Below are 16,657 nucleotides of genomic sequence, written 5' to 3'. Positions count from 1 at the left end.
GTGAAGGTATGGCAAAGCAGGGGATTCCTCCCGCCGATGAGAATCAAAAGAATAAGAATGCAGTACCTGGGCGCAGCGTGCATGTGAACAGGGCGGCAGACGCAGCAGCGGAAGAAGAGGAGATCCTCTATACGGTGAAGGAAGATCGCCGTCTGCTCTCGCATGTGCCGGACAGCACCGGGCATCGCAGCAATCGCAGCCGCCGCGGCGCGACGAGCGGCATGGAGTCTGATGACTATGTTCTCTACGAGCAGGACGCGAAAAACGGACAGCGTTACCTCGTAGACTATCCCGTGAAGATTCAGGGCGGCGGCAGGACGATTGCGGCGCACGCTGTGGACATCTCGACGACGGGCATACTCGTGCGCTTGGATGCGGACGAGGGGACGCCGGACGTCGGTCTTGCGGGCGAGGTCAAGCTGACGTTTGAGATTACGCCGGGAACGATGCCTGAGGGCTATGAAATGAAGGTCAAGAAGCTGCCTGCGACTGTCGTTCGGAGCTTCGGTCAGGCCTCAGACAGGCTCTATGGCATTGAATTCAGGCAGACGCTCGCGGAATACGCAGGGGCGCGCAGGCGCGGCTACATGTTCGGTTTTGCGACGTTTTTCCTTGCTGTCATCACGCTCATCATCGTGCTTATGCGTGCGGAGTCCGTCATATATTTTAAGTTCAATCGCTGGCTGTATCTCTACAGCATCATTGCCGCGACGTTTTTGCTCTCACGCTATTTATTTGCGATGTTCTACCGACCTGTGCCCATTGATCCGCACTATACGCCCGGCGTCTCGATCATTGTGCCGTGCTTCGACGAGGAAGATTGGATTCAGCGAACGATTCACAGCTGTATCAATCAGGATTATCCCGTCGATAAACTTGAAGTCATCGTTGTTGACAACTGTTCGAACGATCGTTCTGCCGAGCGCGTGCAAGAGATGATCGCGCAGCTCAAGGCGGCGGATACGAGCGACAATGCTTACCACGTTTCCGAGCGCATACGCTTTTTGCAGCAGCCGCAGAATATGGGTAAGCGCGACGCTATGGCGCGGGGGGCGAAAGCCGCGAAGCATGAGCTTCTCGTATTCGTGGATTCGGACAGCTTCCTCGATCCTTTTGCCATCCGCAACATCGTGCAGCCGTTCAAGGATAAGGAAATGGGCGGCGTCTCAGGGCGCACGGACGTTGCGAACACTTACACGAATTCCCTGACGAAGATGCAGGCGGTGCGCTATTCCATCGCCTTTCGCATCATGAAAGCGGCGGAAGGTTACTTCGATGCGGCGACGTGCCTTTCGGGGCCGCTCTCTTGCTACCGCAAGGATCTCGTCTTGAAGTATATGGACGCATGGCTCAACCAGCGTTTTCTCGGACAGAAAGCGACGTTCGGCGACGACCGCAGCATGACGAACTTCATCCTGCGATACAATCGTACGACGTATCAGGATTCGGCGGTCTGTATGACGATCGTGCCGCGCTCTTACCACGTCTTTTTGCGGCAGCAGATGCGCTGGAAGCGCTCGTGGCTGCGCGAGTCGCTGATCGCAAGCCGCTACATGTGGAAGAAGGAGCCGTTCATGTCGCTGGGCTTCTACATGGGCGTCGTCGTGCCGATCGCCGCTCCCGTCATCGTTATCTACAACCTGTTGTATATTCCTATCATGCATCGCGTGTTTCCGACGACATTCCTCATCGGTATGCTCATGATGGCGCTTCTCATGAGTATGGCGCAGCTTCTTATCCGCCGCAGCACGACATGGATTTACGCTCTGTGGTTCTGCATTTACTATGAAGCCGTTCTCCTGTGGCAGATGCCTGTCGCGTGGGTTACGTTCTGGAAGACGACATGGGGCACGCGCATGACGCTCGCTGATATTGCCGAGTTGAATAAGAAGAAAGAAAGGGAAAGAAAGAAGAAAGAGAAAGATGCGGAGATGGAAGGTTCTGCCGCGATGGTCGGCACCGTGGGTAAGACAGCATGAAGCAGAGTAAGAAACGCGTCTTTGTGCGCTTAGAACAAGGCATAGACAACGCACGGGCGCAGGCAGAGAAACAAAAGGCGCACCAGGAAGCGCAGCCTCAGGAGCCTGTCGTCGGACAAAATCCAGCGAACGCACCGCCGCAGAATGTGCAGGGTATGGGCTATGTGCCGTATATGCAGCCTATGTATATGCCGTACATGCCTTACATGCAGGTATTGCCGCCGCCGCCCGGAGGAAATCCGCCGCAGCAGCAGGTGCAGCCGTCAGCGCCGCAGAGCCATAGCCAGCCGTCCCAACAGCCGCGGCCACAACAGCTGCAGCCGCTCGTGCAGGCGATGCCGGGGATGCCGGGTATGCCGCTTTTGACGTGTATACCGAACGCGCAAGGGCAGCCGCAATGGGTGCAGGTCATGCCGATGCCGCCGCAAAGCGGGGCGCAGCAGCCGTTTGTACAGCCCGTGCAGCCGTTTGTGCAGCCGCAATATATGCAGCCGCCATTTGTACCGCAGCAGCCGTATTCGGTACAGCCGCAAGCGCCGCCGCAGCAAGTCTCCGTGCCACAGCCGACACATCCGCCGCAGCAGCAGGAGCCGCAGGCGCAGGAAATGGAGCCGCCGCAAGAGCGGCAAGCCGAGCCGGTAAAGGCGCAGGAACCGCCCGACGAATCGGTACAGACGACGCCGCAGGCAGAGCCGCCCGAAGAATCGGCGCAGGCATCGCAGGCAGAGCCGCCCGAAGAATCGGCGCAGGCGACGCCGCAGGCAGAGCCGCCCGGAGAATCGGTGCAGGCGCCGCAGGCAGAACCGCCCGACGAATCGGTGCAGACGATGCAGCCGGAGCCGCCCGCAGCAAGCGCAAACGAGCCGCCTGCTGCAGAGGCATCGCCTGCGCAGCCGAATGCAGCGGCAAAGCCCCCGCCGGAATGTGCGCAGGAACAGACCTCGGCACAGACCGAATTTCTGGAAACGGCGGAGCAGAAAGCCGAAGCGATGAAACGTGCGGCGGAAGCGTCAGCCACGCTTGCTGACGCGCCGTTCACGCGCAGGAAGAACCGCATGAAGCAGGGGCGCGTCGTTTTCGAACTCGTCCTCTTAGCTGCGATGGTGTGGATTCTCATAGAGCTTTTTTTCACGCTCAAGACGTACGAACCGTTCGCGGTAGCGGCGGTGAGTGAGGAGGATCACGGCTTTATCGCGCTCTCTTACTTCGGCGTCGATCGGAACGGGGAAACATCGACGCTCATCGGTAAAGAGCAGCTGCGTCTGCACCTTGCAGAACTCAAAGAGCAAGGCTATGTGACCATATCGCAGCAGGATGTTCTCGACTACTATCAAAACGGCAAGCCTTTGCCGCCGCGGTCGCTCTTCCTCATGTTTGAGGATGGGCGGCGCGATACGGCGATTTTTGCACAGGAGATCATGGAGGATTTGAACCTCAAGGCGACGATGATGACGTATCCCGAGAAGTTTATCAAGGAAGATACGAAATTTTTAAGCCCGAAGGACTTAAAAGAGTTGGAAAGCTCGACCTATTGGGAAATGGGGTCGAACGGCTACCGTCTCGCTTACATCAACGTCTTTGACCGCTACGGTGATTTCCTCGGAGAGCTTGATCCGCTGCGTTTCAATTTGGTGAGCCGCTATCTCGACCGTCGTTACAACCACTACTTGATGGACTACATCCGCGACAAGGACGGCATACCGACGGAGAGCGAGCGCCAGATGGAGCGCCGCGTCACCTACGATTACACGCGGCTTCGCGATGTATACGAAGAGGAGCTTGGCTATGTGCCGCGCGCGCATGTGCTCATGCATGCAAACACGGGGCGGTTCGGCAACAATCCGCGCGTCAGCGCCGTCAACGAACGCTGGATCCGCGACATTTTCCCGATGAACTTCAATCGCGAAGGCTTTGTGCTGAACAAGCGCACGAGCAGTCTCTACGATCTCACGCGGATGCAGCCGCAGCCGTATTGGCCGATCAATCATCTTCTCATGCGCATCAACTACGATACGGACGGGAGTCTTTCCTTCGTCGAAGGCCGTGCAGAAGGCCGCCGTGCATGGGATCTCAAGGAAGGCGCATTGGAGTGCAAAGAGGAAACATTGATCCTCACGACCTTGCCCGAGGGCAAGGCGGTAGCACGTCTTGCTGACGTCGAAGATTTGCGCGACCTTCGCTTCGAAGCGGAGCTTGAGGGGAACGCTTTCGGCTCGCAGCAGATTTTCCTGCGCAGTTCCGTCGATTTGGCGGAAGCTGTTGGCATCGTGCTCGTCAACGATCAGCTTGTTGTCGAGGAAATCAAGGGCGGCGAAAAGCACGAGCTTTATCGTGAAAAACTGCCTGTGATTCTCGGCGAGAAGATTCTTTCCGTCGAGGAGGCGCACCAAGAGGCGAAGGTAGGGGAAAACGAAGCTTTCGCACTCTACGCGACTTCGCCCGCTGCTGCCAATGAGTACATGGGGCGCGCCAATGAGGAGCGTGAGGCGTATGCCGCTACCGTCGAAGACGGCGCCGCGCCTTATGAGGGACGCGCGAGCTTCCATCGCCGCGGCAAATGCAAGCTGACGATTCATTTGAAAGATGACCGCTTGAGCGTCGAAGTCGACGGTCATATAGGTCCCGAGGACATCCTCTTGAGCCGCACGGAGAGCGGCAGCGTATTCCTTGGCTCGTCATGGCAAGGGGAAGCATGGAGCCAGAGAAATCTCGCCGACGACGTTTACGACGGCGTGTTCAAAAAGGTGCGCGTCTTGACGGAGACGGGAAAGACAAGCGACGAGGAGCAGCTTCTCTATTCGAGCGAGTATACGGGTATGGAAAAGGTGCAGCACAGGGTCAAAGAAATTTGGGAAAGCGTCTTGCGCTGGTTCCTTGATTATGTATAATTAAGAAAAGAAGGGTGCGAGGTGCAGAAACCTTTGCGCCCTTCATGTATATGGGGGAAGAGGGAGGTTGTTTCATGCGATGGTTGATGTTGGGGCTTTTTCTTATCGCAGTCGTTTCGCTGGGGGGATGCGCGAAGGCAGAGCCGTTGAAGAGTGCGCCGCATACGCCCGTGGAGTTTGCTACTTGGCAGGTGTACTGGGATGTGAAGAGCGGTGAAGAGGACTACCGGGCGACGCGTGAGAAACTCGCGAAGGTTTCCATCTTTGCCGTGTGCTACGATGAGGACGATAATTTTCATATTCCGAAAGAGGTGCAGACGCTCGTAAATTCCTATCGCATACGAAAGGTGGAGCGCTATCTGACGTTCACGAACGACATCGTGGGAAAAAAGCGTGTGGAAAAGGACAAGGAAATCCTGAGCCGCATCTTGGCGACCGATGAGGGGATCGAAGATGAAGCGGATGCTATGGCGGATCTGGCGCAGGATTTTGGCATGGAGGGTATCGAGCTTGATTATGAGAACTTCCGCAAGGATGAGGCGCTTGTGACGCGCTATGTCGCCTTTACGAAGAAACTTGCCGAAGTCGCGAAAGAGCGCAACTTGAAACTGCGCATCGTGCTTGAACCGTCGATGGCTTACGATGTGGGACTGCCCGAGGGACCGGAGTATGTCGTGATGTTTTACAATCTCCACGGCAAACACAACGACCCGGGACCGAAGGCGGATCGCGAATTTATCCAAAAGACCCTGCAGAAGATGGAAGCTCTGCCGGGTAAGAAGTCCGTCGCTTTCGCAACGGGCGGCTGCCTGTGGCAGGATTACGCGCTCTTTGGCATGAAGGGCGGAGAGAAGAGATTCCTCAGTGAGAAGGAAGCGGCGGAGCTTGCGGAGCAGTACGAAAAGCAGCCCGAGCGCGATGCTGAGAGTGCGGCGCTCCACTTCAAGTTTTCGGCGGACGGGCATGACAATGAGGTTTGGTATGCCGATGCTGAGACGCTGAACGCATGGATCACACTGGCGGCGGAAAGCGGTGTCGAGTCCGTGGGTATATGGCGGCTCGGCGGCAACATCGATCTCGCCGATGTGAGCCGTGAGTAAGTTGGAAAGAGCAGAAAAAGAAGGGACACGTCATGCGCAACTGGAAAATGAGAAAAAGCAGAGGACCGCAACGCGCGCTTTGTGCACTGAGCTTCGCACTCGTCGCCGTCTGCGGCACTCCGGCAGCTGCTGCGCCTGCGGCGGATCGGGCGGCGATTGACGCCGCCTTCGAAGCATCGAGGCTGGCGGCGCTCGCCGGTACGGAAGGCTCGGAAGCGACGCCGGAATCTTTTGCTGCCGTCGAGGCGAGCGACGAGACGAAAGCGCCAGAAGCTCCGACGGAGAAGCAGACGCCTGCCGCATGGGGCGCTTACGATGCGCTGCGGCGGCAGAACCACGGGCGCATTGCTGAGAAGCAGCGCTTTATCTGCAGCACGAAGCCTGCCGTTATCTTCACTTTTGGCGGTTTGTCAAAGGAAGAGCCTTTGCTGGAAATCTTGGAAGAGATGAAAGCGCAGGACATGCGCGGTACATTTTTCGTCACGGAGCGTGAGCTGCAGCGAAACAAGAAGAATATCGAGCTTATCCGCGCCTATGGACAGGAATTGGGCATCGGGCTTCGTCCCGAAGCGGGTGCGGACTTCGACGACTATTGCGGGCAGATTGAGCGCATCCGCGAAGGGCTTGCCGCCTACGGTGCGGATACGAATGTCGTGCGCCAGATGTCGGGCGCGGAAGAAGCCGCAATCGGAGAAGCCGTGTCGGCGATGGGCTGCATCCTCGTGGGGCAGGGCTTCAATGCCGTGCAGTCGAAGCACAAGGACGCGCAGTCGCCGGAAGAGGTCATGCCCGATCTCTTCGGACGCTGGACGACGTCCTTTAATCGCGGCGAGATCATTTACATGCGTACCGACTACTACACGCGCTCCTCGCTTGCTGTCGAGCTTCTGCGCACCTTGAAAGAGAAGAAGGTTGACAATATCGCCTACACGACGCACTCTCTGCCCGCAGAACGTGCAAAGGAGCAGGCGGCGTCAGGCTATCGCGTCTGCTCCGTCCTCGACGTTCTGCGCGATACCGACGAGCTGTTCACCTACCCCGTCGATCTGGCGGCGCTGCCCGAAGAAGTCCGTCCATACTCCACGGAGAAAAAACTGGCGGGCGGCGAGCTGACGAAAGCATTTTACAAATACTACGTCGGCGCTCCCGAGGTCGGCGAGACCGACCGCATGTTTGGCTTCTCGCGCATCGAAATGCGCAAAGCCGATAAGACGGGCATCGTCAAGACCGCGGCAGATAAGACGGTGTTCTTCACCTTTGACGATTGGGGCAGCGACGATTCGATCAACCATTTGCTTGCCGTCTTGAAGAAGCACCATGTCGCAGGTACGTTCTTCGTCATCACGAAGAACATCCATAACAATCCGAGCCTTCTGCGCGCTATCGTGGAATCAGGCAACGAGATCGGCAGTCATACAGACACGCATACGCCGATGTGCGTGCCCGATAAAAATGGCAAAAACAAAGCCGTTATGGATGAGGAAACTTACGAAAACGACGTAAGATCATCCTATGAGAAACTTGCACTGACGATGGGCGACATGAAACTGCCGTCGGGCAGATACGCCTTGACGCGCATCCTGCGGCCGCCGACGCTTGCCGTGAGCCGCTCGGGCGTCGCGAGCATCTTGAAGAGCGGCTTTCACTACATCGTCAACGGCAGCGGCAGTACGGAAGACTACAACGCCGTATCCTTGGAATCGCTCGTCGGCATCCTGCACCGTCTGACGCACGAAGACGACGGCTCGGTCAAGCGCGGCGCGATCCTCGTCATGCACATGAGCGCGACCGCCATGCGCACTGCGCCGGCGCTCGATATGCTTCTGACCGCGAACGACCTCCTGCCCGACGGCCATCCGGGCAAATTCAAAGTCGGTCTTCTCGGTGACTACCTGACGGGGGATTATGAACAAACGATGAAACAAGTGCCGCCGCTTGAAGTGAAAAAGGTCAGTCCGTTTTGAGAAAATAGACAGGAAGAGCGCAGTCTTTTGTTGGCTGCGCTTTTTGTTTGTTTTTCCCTCGTGCCGCACACATTCGGGGAAATAGCTGAGCGCCCTTCGATTCCGCTTGCCTTTTCATGCGCTTTCAAGGTATACTGAAAATGCGATAATCGGTGTCATTTTGGATTGAGGTGAAGGCTATGATTTACACCGTGACATTTAATCCGTCTCTCGACTACATCCTGCGTCTTGACGATCTTACAAGAGGGGAGATCAATCGTGCGACGTATGAGAACATCCTGCCCGGCGGCAAGGGACTTAATGTGTCGATGGTCTTGAAGAATCTCGGACACGAGAGCCGCGCGCTGGGATTCGTGGCAGGATTCACGGGCGAAGCCGTCGAAAAGCAGTTCAAGAGCTTCGGCTGTGAGGCGGACTTCGTGCATCTTGACGAAGGGTTTTCGCGCATCAACGTGAAGATCAAGGCGAAGGAGGAAACGGAGATCAACGGGCAGGGACCTTTGATCGCGAAAGCGGCGCAGAACGCACTTTTTCAAAAGCTCGAAACGCTCAAGGACGGCGATACGCTCGTCCTTGCGGGCAGCATCCCGAACACGCTTCCCGATGACATCTATGAGCGCATCATGGAGCGGCTCGCGCACCGCGGCATCCGCATCGTCGTCGATGCGACGAAGGGGCTTCTCCGCAAGGTCTTGAAGTACGGCCCTTGGCTCATCAAGCCGAACAATCATGAGCTTGGCGAAATGTTTGATACGGAGCTAAAGACGGAGAAGGACATCCTCGCGCACGCGAAAAAACTGCAGGAGATGGGAGCGAAAAATGTCCTGATCTCGATGGCGGGCGACGGCGCGCTCTTCCTGACGGAGACGGGAGAATCCTTCCGAAGCCCTGCGCCTGAGGGTACGCTTGTCAACTCCGTCGGCGCGGGCGATTCGATGGTCGCGGGCTTCCTCGCCGGTTTTGCGGAGTCGGGCGGCTCGTGGGAGAGCGCTTTTTTTATGGGCGTTGCGACGGGTTCCGCTTCGGCGTTTTCTGAAAATCTCGCGACGCGTCCTGAAGTTGAGGCATTGTTGAAAACGATCGGCTGAATGTTGGCTGATAGAAAGGAACGGTCGATATGCGTATCACGGACTTATTGAAGAGCGAGAGCATTGCGCTCGGCGTACAGCCGAAAGATAAAAATGACGCCATCGCCATCTTGACGGGATTGATGGAAAAGGGCGGCAATCTCTCGGACAAGGCGCAGTACGAGAAAGACGTGCTGGCGCGGGAAGCGTCGGGCACGACGGGACTCGGCGACGGCATCGCGACGCCGCACGCGAAGAGCGCGGGCGTCAAGGCGCCGGGGCTTGCGGCGATGACGGTGCCGGAAGGCATGGATTTCGAGGCGATGGACGGCAACCCCTCGCGCCTCTTCTTCGAGATCGCCGCACCCGCGGCAGAAGCCGATGTGCATCTTGAAGTCCTGAGCAAGCTCGCGACGATGATCATGGATCCCGACTTCAAGGAAGCGCTGATTGCAGCGAAGTCGAAGGAAGAATTCCTCTCGCTCATCGACGCGAAGGAGGACGGCAAGTTCGAGGCGGCGAAAGAGCCTGCGCCCGCCGCTGCAGAGGAAGCCGCACCGCCGGCAAGCGCCGCACCGGCGGCAAGCGCGAAGAAGATCCTCGCCGTCACGGCTTGCCCGACAGGCATCGCGCACACCTTCATGGCGGCAGAGAGCTTGGAGCAGCACGCAAAGAAGCGCGGCATTTCCCTCAAGGTGGAGACGAATGGCTCGGGCGGCGCGAAGAACGTGCTGACAGCGCAGGAGATCGCTGAAGCCGCCTGCATCATCGTCGCGGCGGACAAAAACGTCGAGATGGCGCGTTTTGACGGCAAGCCTGTGATCCAGACGAAGGTTGCAAACGGTATCAACAAGGCGGACGCGCTCTTAGACGAAGCGCTTTCCGGCTCCGCGCCGATCTATCATCATGCGGGCGGCGCGGCGGCAGAAGAGAGCGCGGCGGACGATGAGAGCATCATGCGCCAGATCTATAAGCACTTGATGAATGGCGTATCGCACATGCTACCGTTCGTCATCGGCGGCGGCATCCTCATCGCTCTCGCGTTCCTCTTGGATACCTTCGATCCGGCGAATCCCGGCAACTTCGGCTCGAATCTTTGGTACGCCAAGACCTTCATGGACATCGGCGGCATTTCCTTCGGCTTTATGCTGCCCGTGCTCGCGGGCTTTATCGCCATGAGCATCGCGGACAGACCCGGGCTTGCCGTGGGATTCGTCGGCGGCGCTTTGGCGGCATCGAGCGGCGCTGGCTTCTTGGGGGCGCTCATCGCCGGCTTCGTCGCAGGCTACGTCGTCAATGCACTCAAGAAGGTCTTTGCCGATCTGCCGCACTCTTTGGAAGGCATCAAGCCCGTCCTGCTCTATCCGCTCCTTGGCGTCTTTCTCATCGGCGTCATCATGAACTTTGTAATCAACCCGCCCGTAGTGGACATCAACAACTGGATGATCGAGACCTTGAAAGGCATGGATACGTCAAGCCGCATCTTCGTCGGACTCCTCATGGGCGGCATGATGGCGGTCGACATGGGCGGTCCCGTGAACAAGGCGGCGTACGTCGTCGGCACAGGTATGCTCGTGTCGGGCGAGTACGGCATCATGGCGGCGGTCATGGCAGGCGGCATGGTGCCGCCGATCGCCATCGCACTTGCAACGACATTCTTCAAGAGCCGCTTCACGGAGCAGCAGAGGAAGTCGGGCGTTGTCAACTACATCATGGGGCTTTCGTTCATCACGGAGGGCGCGATTCCGTTTGCGGCAGCCGATCCCCTGCGCGTGATTCCGTCGTGCGTCATCGGCTCGGCGACGGCGGGCGGACTGTCGATGTTCTTCGACTGCACGCTTCGCGCACCGCATGGCGGCATCTTCGTCGTGCCGACGATCGGCAATCCGCTGCTCTATCTCGTGGCGATCTTCGCCGGCGCCGTCCTCAGTGCGCTTTGCCTCGGCATCGTCAAGAAGAAGGTGGCGTAAATGAAAATGAAGACGCTGATGAAAAAAAGCGGTGCGCTCTTTTTGACGCTCGCCCTCCTTTGCCTTGCATCTGTCGCTTCGGCATCGAGTGAAAAGATCACGAAGGACGGCTATTTCAAGGGCATACGTCTGGCGGGCAAGGTGCGCGTTGTGGAACATTTCCCCGACATCAAGGTTCAAGTGAAACAATCGTTTCCCGACCTCAAGGTTAAGACGGTCGAGTCGTTTCCCCATGATGTGGGTGAGTGGCAGTTCGTGGACTTCGGCGAAGATTTCAAGATCCAATTCGTCGATCACTTCCCCGATATCACGATCAAATTCGTCGATGCTTTTCCCGGCGTGACGCAGTAGGCGATGCAGCAAATCACTTTGAAGGGATTGTAAGGATATGCAGGAAACACCTGTGCGCCTGCCGCACGATCACGGACAGCAAGAGAACTTTCTGCCCAATATGCCGGATGCGGAAACACTCGTCACGGTATCGGCGGCGATGAAGCAGCTCGGTGACGCGACGCGGCTGCATATCTTCTGGTTTCTTTGTCACTATGAGGAATGCGTGATCAACATCGCCGCCTATATGCAGATGTCAAGTCCGGCGATCTCGCATCATCTGCGGCTTTTGAAAACGAGCGGACTAATCACCTCGCGCCGCGAAGGCAAGGAGATGTACTACCGCGCGGCTGCGACGCCGCTCGTCGAGGAGCTGCATCACACGATTGAAACAGTCGGGCGCATTTCGTGCCCGCGATAGAAAAGGAAAGATTTCTCCCCGCTTTGAACGCTTGGGGCGACTATATATTGGATATATGGATAAAGGCAGCATGGACCATCCATGCGGCATAAAGGAGGATTTTACATGCAGGAAACAAAGCGGTATCAGAATCTGATCCTTGGCTTTGGCAAGGCGGGCAAGACGTTGGCGGGCTTTTTGGCGAAGCGCGGCGAATCCGTCGCGCTTGTCGAACGGTCAAAGGAGCGTTATGGCGGTACCTGCATCAACGTCGCGTGCATCCCGTCGAAGTCGCTTGAGTACAGCGCTCGGCTTTCGGCGGCGGCAGGCGGTGATTTTGCAGCGCGGGCGGTGCGTTATCGGGCTGCGATCAGAGAAAAAAGGCGCTTGACGGCGATGCTTCGTCAGAAAAACTACGAAAAGGTCAAAGCGGCGGGTGTCGTCATACTCGACGGCGAGGCTTCTTTTGTTGATGCGCATACGGTGCGCATCGCTTCTGAATCGGGCGACAGCGCCGTGCAAGCGGATCGGATCTTCATCAATACGGGCGCATCTCCTTTTGTGCCGCCGATTCCGGGGGTTAAGGAAAGTGCGCATGTCTATACGAGCGAGACTATGATGGAGCTTGAGGAACTTCCGAAAAAGCTCGTCATCATTGGCGGCGGCTACATCGGTTTGGAGTTTGCGTCCTACTATACGAATTTCGGTTCTGCCGTCACAGTTGTGCAGGATACGGCGGATTTTATTCCGCGCGAAGATCTGGAGATCGCCGCCTGCGTGGAGCAGTCACTCAAAGAACGCGGCGTTGTCGTCGTGAAGAGTACGAAGGTGCGCGGCATCAAGGACGAGGCTGGCTGCGCCGCACTTACGCTGGAAACGCCCGAGGGCGAACGGCGTCTCACGGCAGACGCCGTTCTCATCGCAACGGGCAGACGTCCGGAGCTTTCCGCTTTGCAGCTGGAAAAGGCGGGTGTGAAACTGACAGAGCGCGGTGCGATCGCTGTCGACGAGAAGCTGCAAACGACAGCGGAGCATATCTGGGCAATGGGCGATGTCACAGGCGGCTTGCAGTTCACCTATATCTCGCTCGATGATTTCCGCATTGTCAAGGATACCTTGGTCGGTGCGGGAGAGCGCACGACACAGAATCGCGGCGCTGTTCCCTACACGGTATTCTTAGATCCGCCTCTTTCGCGCGTGGGGATGACAGAGGAAGAAGCGCGCGCGAAAGGCTTCGAGGTCGTCGTGCGAAAACTGGCGGTTGCCGCCGTCCCGAAAGCGCAGGTGCTTAAAAATCCTGTAGGACTCTTAAAGGCGATCATGGATGCAAAGACGGATAAAATTCTCGGTGTGCATCTCTTTTGCCCTGAGTCACAGGAAATGATCAATGTCGTCAAGATGGCGATGGATGCAGGAATTACGGCGAGTACTCTCGCGAACGCTGTCTATACACATCCGACGATGACAGAAGCCTTCAACGATCTCTTCGCTTGAAGGGGTTTGTCTGAACGAAAAGAGGGTAACAAAAAAGGCTGCATCCGCAGCCCTTTTTTTGTTGCCCTCTTTTCATTGCCTCAGCGCACGATGACGGAAACGCCGTCGGGGATGACGGTGACCTTTGCGTCCTTGCCTTTGATCTCGAAAGCGCGTTTCAGCGCCTCGTCGAAGGTCAGCGCGTGCTCCATGTGCATGTCGCGGATCATTTGGGCATCGCAGAGGTCGGTGACCATGATGACCGTGAAGCGGTCGAGGATGCGCGCGAGGATCTGCATCTCCCACTGGTCGGGCAGCGTATCTTCCTGCGGCGTCGCTTCGATTTGGTCGAGCAGTTCGCGCGGCGTCTTTGCAGCCTTCAGGGTCTTGTAGAAGGATTCGCCGCCGTGCCCGTCGTTACAGGCTGCGACCATGATGATGACGCCGCCCTCGTTGCAGTTCGCCTCGGCTGCCGTCATGCCCTTGACCGCCTGATAGATGTTCTGATCGAGCGGATAGCCGCCGTTCGTCGATACGACGATGTCGGACGGGTTGCGCTTGATTTCGGCGAGCGTGCGCACATAGTCGCAGCCCGTGACGTGCGCTTCTTGGCTGTCGCCGGCAAAGGCGGCGATGACTTCCTTCTCCGCATTGATGACGACGTTCAGGATGAAGGCGAGCTTCGCTTCCTTCGCCGCGTGGAGCATGTCGCGGTGGATGGGGTTGCCGTCGAGGATGCCCGTGCGAGCCTTGTCGCTCTTGATGAACTTGCTGCAGTGATTCGCCATGACCGTCTTGGCGGATGCGATGCCCGGCAGGATCGCCTTGCGGCCGCCCGAAAAGCCCGCGAAGAAGTGCGACTCGATGAAGCCTTCGGCGATGAGAAGATCGGTGTCAATCGCCGTGCGGTTGATGAGCAGTTTGCCGCCCGACGGCAAAAGACCGAGATCTGCCATCGCCGCGTCGTCCTGTGAATCGTGGATGACGATCTTCTCGTTTTTGACGATGTCCTCGCCGAAGCGGTCGACGAGCTCTTCGTGCGTCGTCGCGCGATGGAAGCCCGTCGCGATGAGGATTGTGATGTCAATCGCGGGGTTTGCCTCACGGATGCGGCGCAGGAGGATCGGCATCGTCACGCGGCTCGGCACGGGGCGCGTGTGATCGCTCGTGATGATGACCATGCGCTTCTTGCCGCGGACGAGTTCTTCGAGCTTCGGACTGCCGATCGCGTTGTCAAGTGCACGTTCGACGATTTCCGCTTGTGTGCCTTGCTGTTCTTTGCCTTCGGGGTGGGATTCGAGTACGCCAAGGAAATTCTCGTCAGGGACATGAATTTCCATTTTTCCTTTGCTGTAAGGAATTTTCAACTGCATTATTCCACGCTCCTTTTTTGTTATGATTCTCTGGCGAGTATTATTATAACATAGGGCGAATCGTTTGGGCAATGAAAGGATTTGCACTTATGGGAAAATTCCATTATAATAAGAAAAAACAAGACGCAGGACTATGCGCGGCCGCATCACATGACGGCTGCAGGGCAACGACGGAGGTTTTCAAAGCGATGGCAGAACGGTTTTACAACTTGACGGTGGCGGGCATTCGGCGAGAACTGCCGATTTTGAATGTGACGGACACGTTGGCGATTGCGGGCTTCATCATGCTCGGCGACGTTGAGCTGACTGCCGCTTGCGCACAGGCGCTTGCTGAAAAGATGCCGAAAGAAACGGAAGTCATTTTGACGGCGGAGACAAAAGGCATCCCCCTCGCAGCGGAACTGGCGCGCTGTCTCGGCATGAAGCGTTACGTCGTCGCAAGGAAGTCCGTCAAGGCGTACATGGATGACGCTGTCTGGGTCGAAGATCGCTCGATCACAACGAAGGGCGTGCAGAAGCTCTGCCTCGACGGCGTGGACAAGGCGCGCATCGCAGGGAAGAATGTGCTGCTTCTCGACGACGTCGTGTCGACGGGCGGCTCGATGAAGGCGTTGATGGAGCTTGCAGACAAGGCGGGCGGCAAGATCGTCGGCGAAGCGTGCGTGCTGGCGGAAGGGGCGGCGGCAGAGAGGAAGGATCTGATCTTCTTAGAAGCGCTGCCGCTTTTTGATGCGCAGTGAATGGGAGAGTTGCGAGGAGGTGCGGCCATGTTGTCGATTCCGATTATACGAGAACGCATTACCCCCGTGTGCCAAAGATACCCCATACGGAAAGCATATCTCTTTGGCTCGTATGCCAGAGGGAATGCGACCGAAAAGAGTGATATCGACCTGCGCATCGAAGGTGATATAGAGAGCTTTTTCATGTTGGGCGGCATCTATTCGGAACTTGAAGATGCATTGGGAACGAAGCTCGATCTTTTAAGCAAGATTCCTGATTCTGAGGCATTTAGAGCGAATCTCCAGAAGGATGAAGTGTTGCTTTATGAACGATAGAGACAGGCAGATCGCAAAGCATATCCTGCGGCATTGTGAGGAGATTTTTGAGACTGTAGAGCGATTTGAGACTTCTCAAGAAAGGTTTAAGCGTGACCATGTGTTCTGCAATGCGTGCTCTATGGCACTTTTTCAAATAGGAGAGCTTTCCAAACGAATGTCAGAAGAGTTCAGGACGAGATATGCAAATATGCCTTGGGCTGAAATGCGGGGGATGAGAAATCTTTTTGCGCATGAGTACGAGTCACTGGATAAAGACTTGCTGTGGGAGACCGTGACGAAAGACATTCCTGCACTGTATGAGCGGCTGCAAGAGATTTATCGTGGTGAATCGCCGTCGGATTGGTATGCTTGATTGCGAAAAACATCAGAAAAGGTGTTGACAAACGAGGTGAGAACCGCTAGAATATACTCTGTCAGTCAGCGCGTGTGTGCGGCGGGCGAATCAAGCGGAAGTAGCTCAGTGGTAGAGCACCACCTTGCCAAGGTGGGGGTCGCGAGTTCGAGCCTCGTTTTCCGCTCCATTTGCTTCTATATCTCGCAACGCTTTTGCAGGTTGCGAGAATTTCTTTCTCCAAATTGAGGAGTGGCTTCTTCGGGCCTATAGCTCAGTTGGTTAGAGCAGCCGGCTCATAACCGGCCGGTCCCAGGTTCGAGTCCTGGTGGGCCCACCATACTTCATGCAGGGAAAATGACATGTCCTGGTAGCTCAGTTGGATCAGAGTATTTGACTACGAATCAAAGGGTCGGGGGTTCGAGTCCCTCCCAGGACACCATTCTCAGCCCAAAGATTTTTAAAAAGAAAATCAAAAAGGGTATTGACAAGCAGAGTGGAATCCTATATCATTGTAAAAGTCGCTGTAAGGCGGTACGCAAGGGATCGGATTGAGTGCAAACGTTTTCGGTGAATAAGATCGTTCTGGCGAACGGGCAGCGAAAAAAGCGCTTGACAAGAAAAGCCCTATGCGATACAATGACAAAGCCGATTTGTAAGAGCGGCGGACAGCCGAAAGAATTCGGCGGTGTTCCTTGAAAACTAAACAATGCAGAAATGAATC

General features: G+C 56.6%; 14 protein-coding genes and 3 tRNA genes. 15 read left to right on the top strand and 2 right to left on the bottom strand.

All coding sequences use genetic code 11. From position 1 onward, the window contains the following. The first annotated feature begins 8 nt into the window (after nt 1-8). The 9 genes from ACO5Z0_RS10340 (at nt 9) to ACO5Z0_RS10300 (ending at nt 13,192) form a co-directional block, all read left to right on the top strand. Nucleotides 9-1,979, top strand: a complete 1,971-nt coding sequence (locus ACO5Z0_RS10340; protein ID WP_485650241.1) for a glycosyltransferase — start codon at nt 9-11, stop codon at nt 1,977-1,979. Then, a complete protein-coding gene (locus ACO5Z0_RS10335) occupies nt 1,976-4,867 on the top strand; it encodes a polysaccharide deacetylase family protein (protein WP_485650240.1) in 2,892 nt (963 codons plus the stop codon). Before ACO5Z0_RS10340 ends, ACO5Z0_RS10335 begins: the two co-directional genes overlap by 4 nt. Nucleotides 4,868-4,941: 74 nt before the next feature. After that, nucleotides 4,942-5,967 carry a glycosyl hydrolase family 18 protein gene (locus tag ACO5Z0_RS10330; RefSeq protein ID WP_485650239.1) on the top strand — a complete coding sequence of 342 codons (1,026 nt, stop codon included), beginning with the start codon at nt 4,942-4,944 and terminating at the stop codon, nt 5,965-5,967. A 47-nt stretch (nt 5,968-6,014) separates the two neighbouring features. Then, the gene (locus tag ACO5Z0_RS10325; RefSeq protein WP_485650238.1) at nt 6,015-7,931 is read left to right on the top strand and encodes a polysaccharide deacetylase family protein; all 1,917 of its coding nucleotides are present in this window, start codon (nt 6,015-6,017) and stop codon (nt 7,929-7,931) included. Between the two features lie 179 nt (nt 7,932-8,110). After that, nucleotides 8,111-9,019: a 1-phosphofructokinase gene (pfkB, locus tag ACO5Z0_RS10320; protein WP_485650237.1), complete on the top strand. Its 909-nt coding sequence runs from the start codon at nt 8,111-8,113 to the stop codon at nt 9,017-9,019. A gap of 29 nt (nt 9,020-9,048) precedes the next feature. Continuing rightward, nucleotides 9,049-10,968 carry a PTS fructose transporter subunit IIABC gene (locus ACO5Z0_RS10315; RefSeq protein WP_485650236.1) on the top strand — a complete coding sequence of 640 codons (1,920 nt, stop codon included), beginning with the start codon at nt 9,049-9,051 and terminating at the stop codon, nt 10,966-10,968. After that, a complete protein-coding gene (locus tag ACO5Z0_RS10310) occupies nt 10,969-11,319 on the top strand; it encodes a 7(1) septoil knot domain-containing protein (RefSeq protein WP_485650235.1) in 351 nt (116 codons plus the stop codon). It abuts the gene before it with no gap. A gap of 37 nt (nt 11,320-11,356) precedes the next feature. Then, complete coding sequence (locus ACO5Z0_RS10305) at nt 11,357-11,719, top strand: ArsR/SmtB family transcription factor (RefSeq protein WP_485650234.1); 363 nt, start codon at nt 11,357-11,359, stop codon at nt 11,717-11,719. A gap of 105 nt (nt 11,720-11,824) precedes the next feature. Next, nucleotides 11,825-13,192 (top strand): FAD-dependent oxidoreductase, encoded by a 1,368-nt coding sequence (locus ACO5Z0_RS10300; protein WP_485650233.1) that lies wholly within the window; start codon nt 11,825-11,827, stop codon nt 13,190-13,192. Nucleotides 13,193-13,272: 80 nt separating this feature from the next. Here ACO5Z0_RS10300 and larA read toward each other — a convergent pair whose 3' ends face one another. Beyond that, nucleotides 13,273-14,544 carry a nickel-dependent lactate racemase gene (gene larA, locus ACO5Z0_RS10295; RefSeq protein ID WP_485650232.1) on the bottom strand — a complete coding sequence of 424 codons (1,272 nt, stop codon included), beginning with the start codon at nt 14,542-14,544 and terminating at the stop codon, nt 13,273-13,275. 188 nt (nt 14,545-14,732) lie between these two features. On the opposite strand from larA, the gene ACO5Z0_RS10290 reads away from it, so the two are divergent. From ACO5Z0_RS10290 to ACO5Z0_RS10265, 6 genes are all read left to right on the top strand, one after another. Next, nucleotides 14,733-15,284, top strand: coding sequence for a phosphoribosyltransferase family protein (locus tag ACO5Z0_RS10290; RefSeq protein WP_442674092.1), 552 nt, complete (start codon nt 14,733-14,735; stop codon nt 15,282-15,284). Then, nucleotides 15,285-15,599 carry a nucleotidyltransferase family protein gene (locus ACO5Z0_RS10285; RefSeq protein WP_485650231.1) on the top strand — a complete coding sequence of 105 codons (315 nt, stop codon included), beginning with the start codon at nt 15,285-15,287 and terminating at the stop codon, nt 15,597-15,599. Next, nucleotides 15,589-15,954: a HepT-like ribonuclease domain-containing protein gene (locus ACO5Z0_RS10280; RefSeq protein WP_485650230.1), complete on the top strand. Its 366-nt coding sequence runs from the start codon at nt 15,589-15,591 to the stop codon at nt 15,952-15,954. Before ACO5Z0_RS10285 ends, ACO5Z0_RS10280 begins: the two co-directional genes overlap by 11 nt. 94 nt (nt 15,955-16,048) lie before the next feature. Beyond that, nucleotides 16,049-16,123: transfer RNA gene (locus ACO5Z0_RS10275), tRNA-Gly, on the top strand. 73 nt (nt 16,124-16,196) lie between these two features. Further along, nucleotides 16,197-16,273: transfer RNA gene (locus ACO5Z0_RS10270), tRNA-Ile, on the top strand. 24 nt (nt 16,274-16,297) lie between these two features. Continuing rightward, nucleotides 16,298-16,375 (top strand) — tRNA-Arg (locus ACO5Z0_RS10265). A 67-nt stretch (nt 16,376-16,442) separates the two neighbouring features. On the opposite strand, the gene ACO5Z0_RS10260 is transcribed toward ACO5Z0_RS10265, so the two are convergent. Then, nucleotides 16,443-16,657 (bottom strand): hypothetical protein (locus ACO5Z0_RS10260; RefSeq protein WP_485650229.1); only part of this gene is annotated, 215 nt, incomplete at its 5' end.

This window comes from Selenomonas sp., assembly GCF_057272215.1.
The sequence above is the reverse complement of the archived record's forward strand: the minus strand, read 5'-3'. Positions and strand labels throughout refer to the sequence as shown.

Coding starts and splice junctions, on each gene's coding strand:
- ACO5Z0_RS10340 (WP_485650241.1), top strand. CDS start 9: ATGGCAAAGCAGGGGATTCCTCCCGCCGATGAGAATCAAAAGAATAAG.
- ACO5Z0_RS10335 (WP_485650240.1), top strand. CDS start 1,976: ATGAAGCAGAGTAAGAAACGCGTCTTTGTGCGCTTAGAACAAGGCATA.
- ACO5Z0_RS10330 (WP_485650239.1), top strand. CDS start 4,942: ATGCGATGGTTGATGTTGGGGCTTTTTCTTATCGCAGTCGTTTCGCTG.
- ACO5Z0_RS10325 (WP_485650238.1), top strand. CDS start 6,015: ATGAGAAAAAGCAGAGGACCGCAACGCGCGCTTTGTGCACTGAGCTTC.
- pfkB (WP_485650237.1), top strand. CDS start 8,111: ATGATTTACACCGTGACATTTAATCCGTCTCTCGACTACATCCTGCGT.
- ACO5Z0_RS10315 (WP_485650236.1), top strand. CDS start 9,049: ATGCGTATCACGGACTTATTGAAGAGCGAGAGCATTGCGCTCGGCGTA.
- ACO5Z0_RS10310 (WP_485650235.1), top strand. CDS start 10,969: ATGAAAATGAAGACGCTGATGAAAAAAAGCGGTGCGCTCTTTTTGACG.
- ACO5Z0_RS10305 (WP_485650234.1), top strand. CDS start 11,357: ATGCAGGAAACACCTGTGCGCCTGCCGCACGATCACGGACAGCAAGAG.
- ACO5Z0_RS10300 (WP_485650233.1), top strand. CDS start 11,825: ATGCAGGAAACAAAGCGGTATCAGAATCTGATCCTTGGCTTTGGCAAG.
- larA (WP_485650232.1), bottom strand. CDS start 14,544: ATGCAGTTGAAAATTCCTTACAGCAAAGGAAAAATGGAAATTCATGTC.
- ACO5Z0_RS10290 (WP_442674092.1), top strand. CDS start 14,733: ATGGCAGAACGGTTTTACAACTTGACGGTGGCGGGCATTCGGCGAGAA.
- ACO5Z0_RS10285 (WP_485650231.1), top strand. CDS start 15,285: ATGGGAGAGTTGCGAGGAGGTGCGGCCATGTTGTCGATTCCGATTATA.
- ACO5Z0_RS10280 (WP_485650230.1), top strand. CDS start 15,589: ATGAACGATAGAGACAGGCAGATCGCAAAGCATATCCTGCGGCATTGT.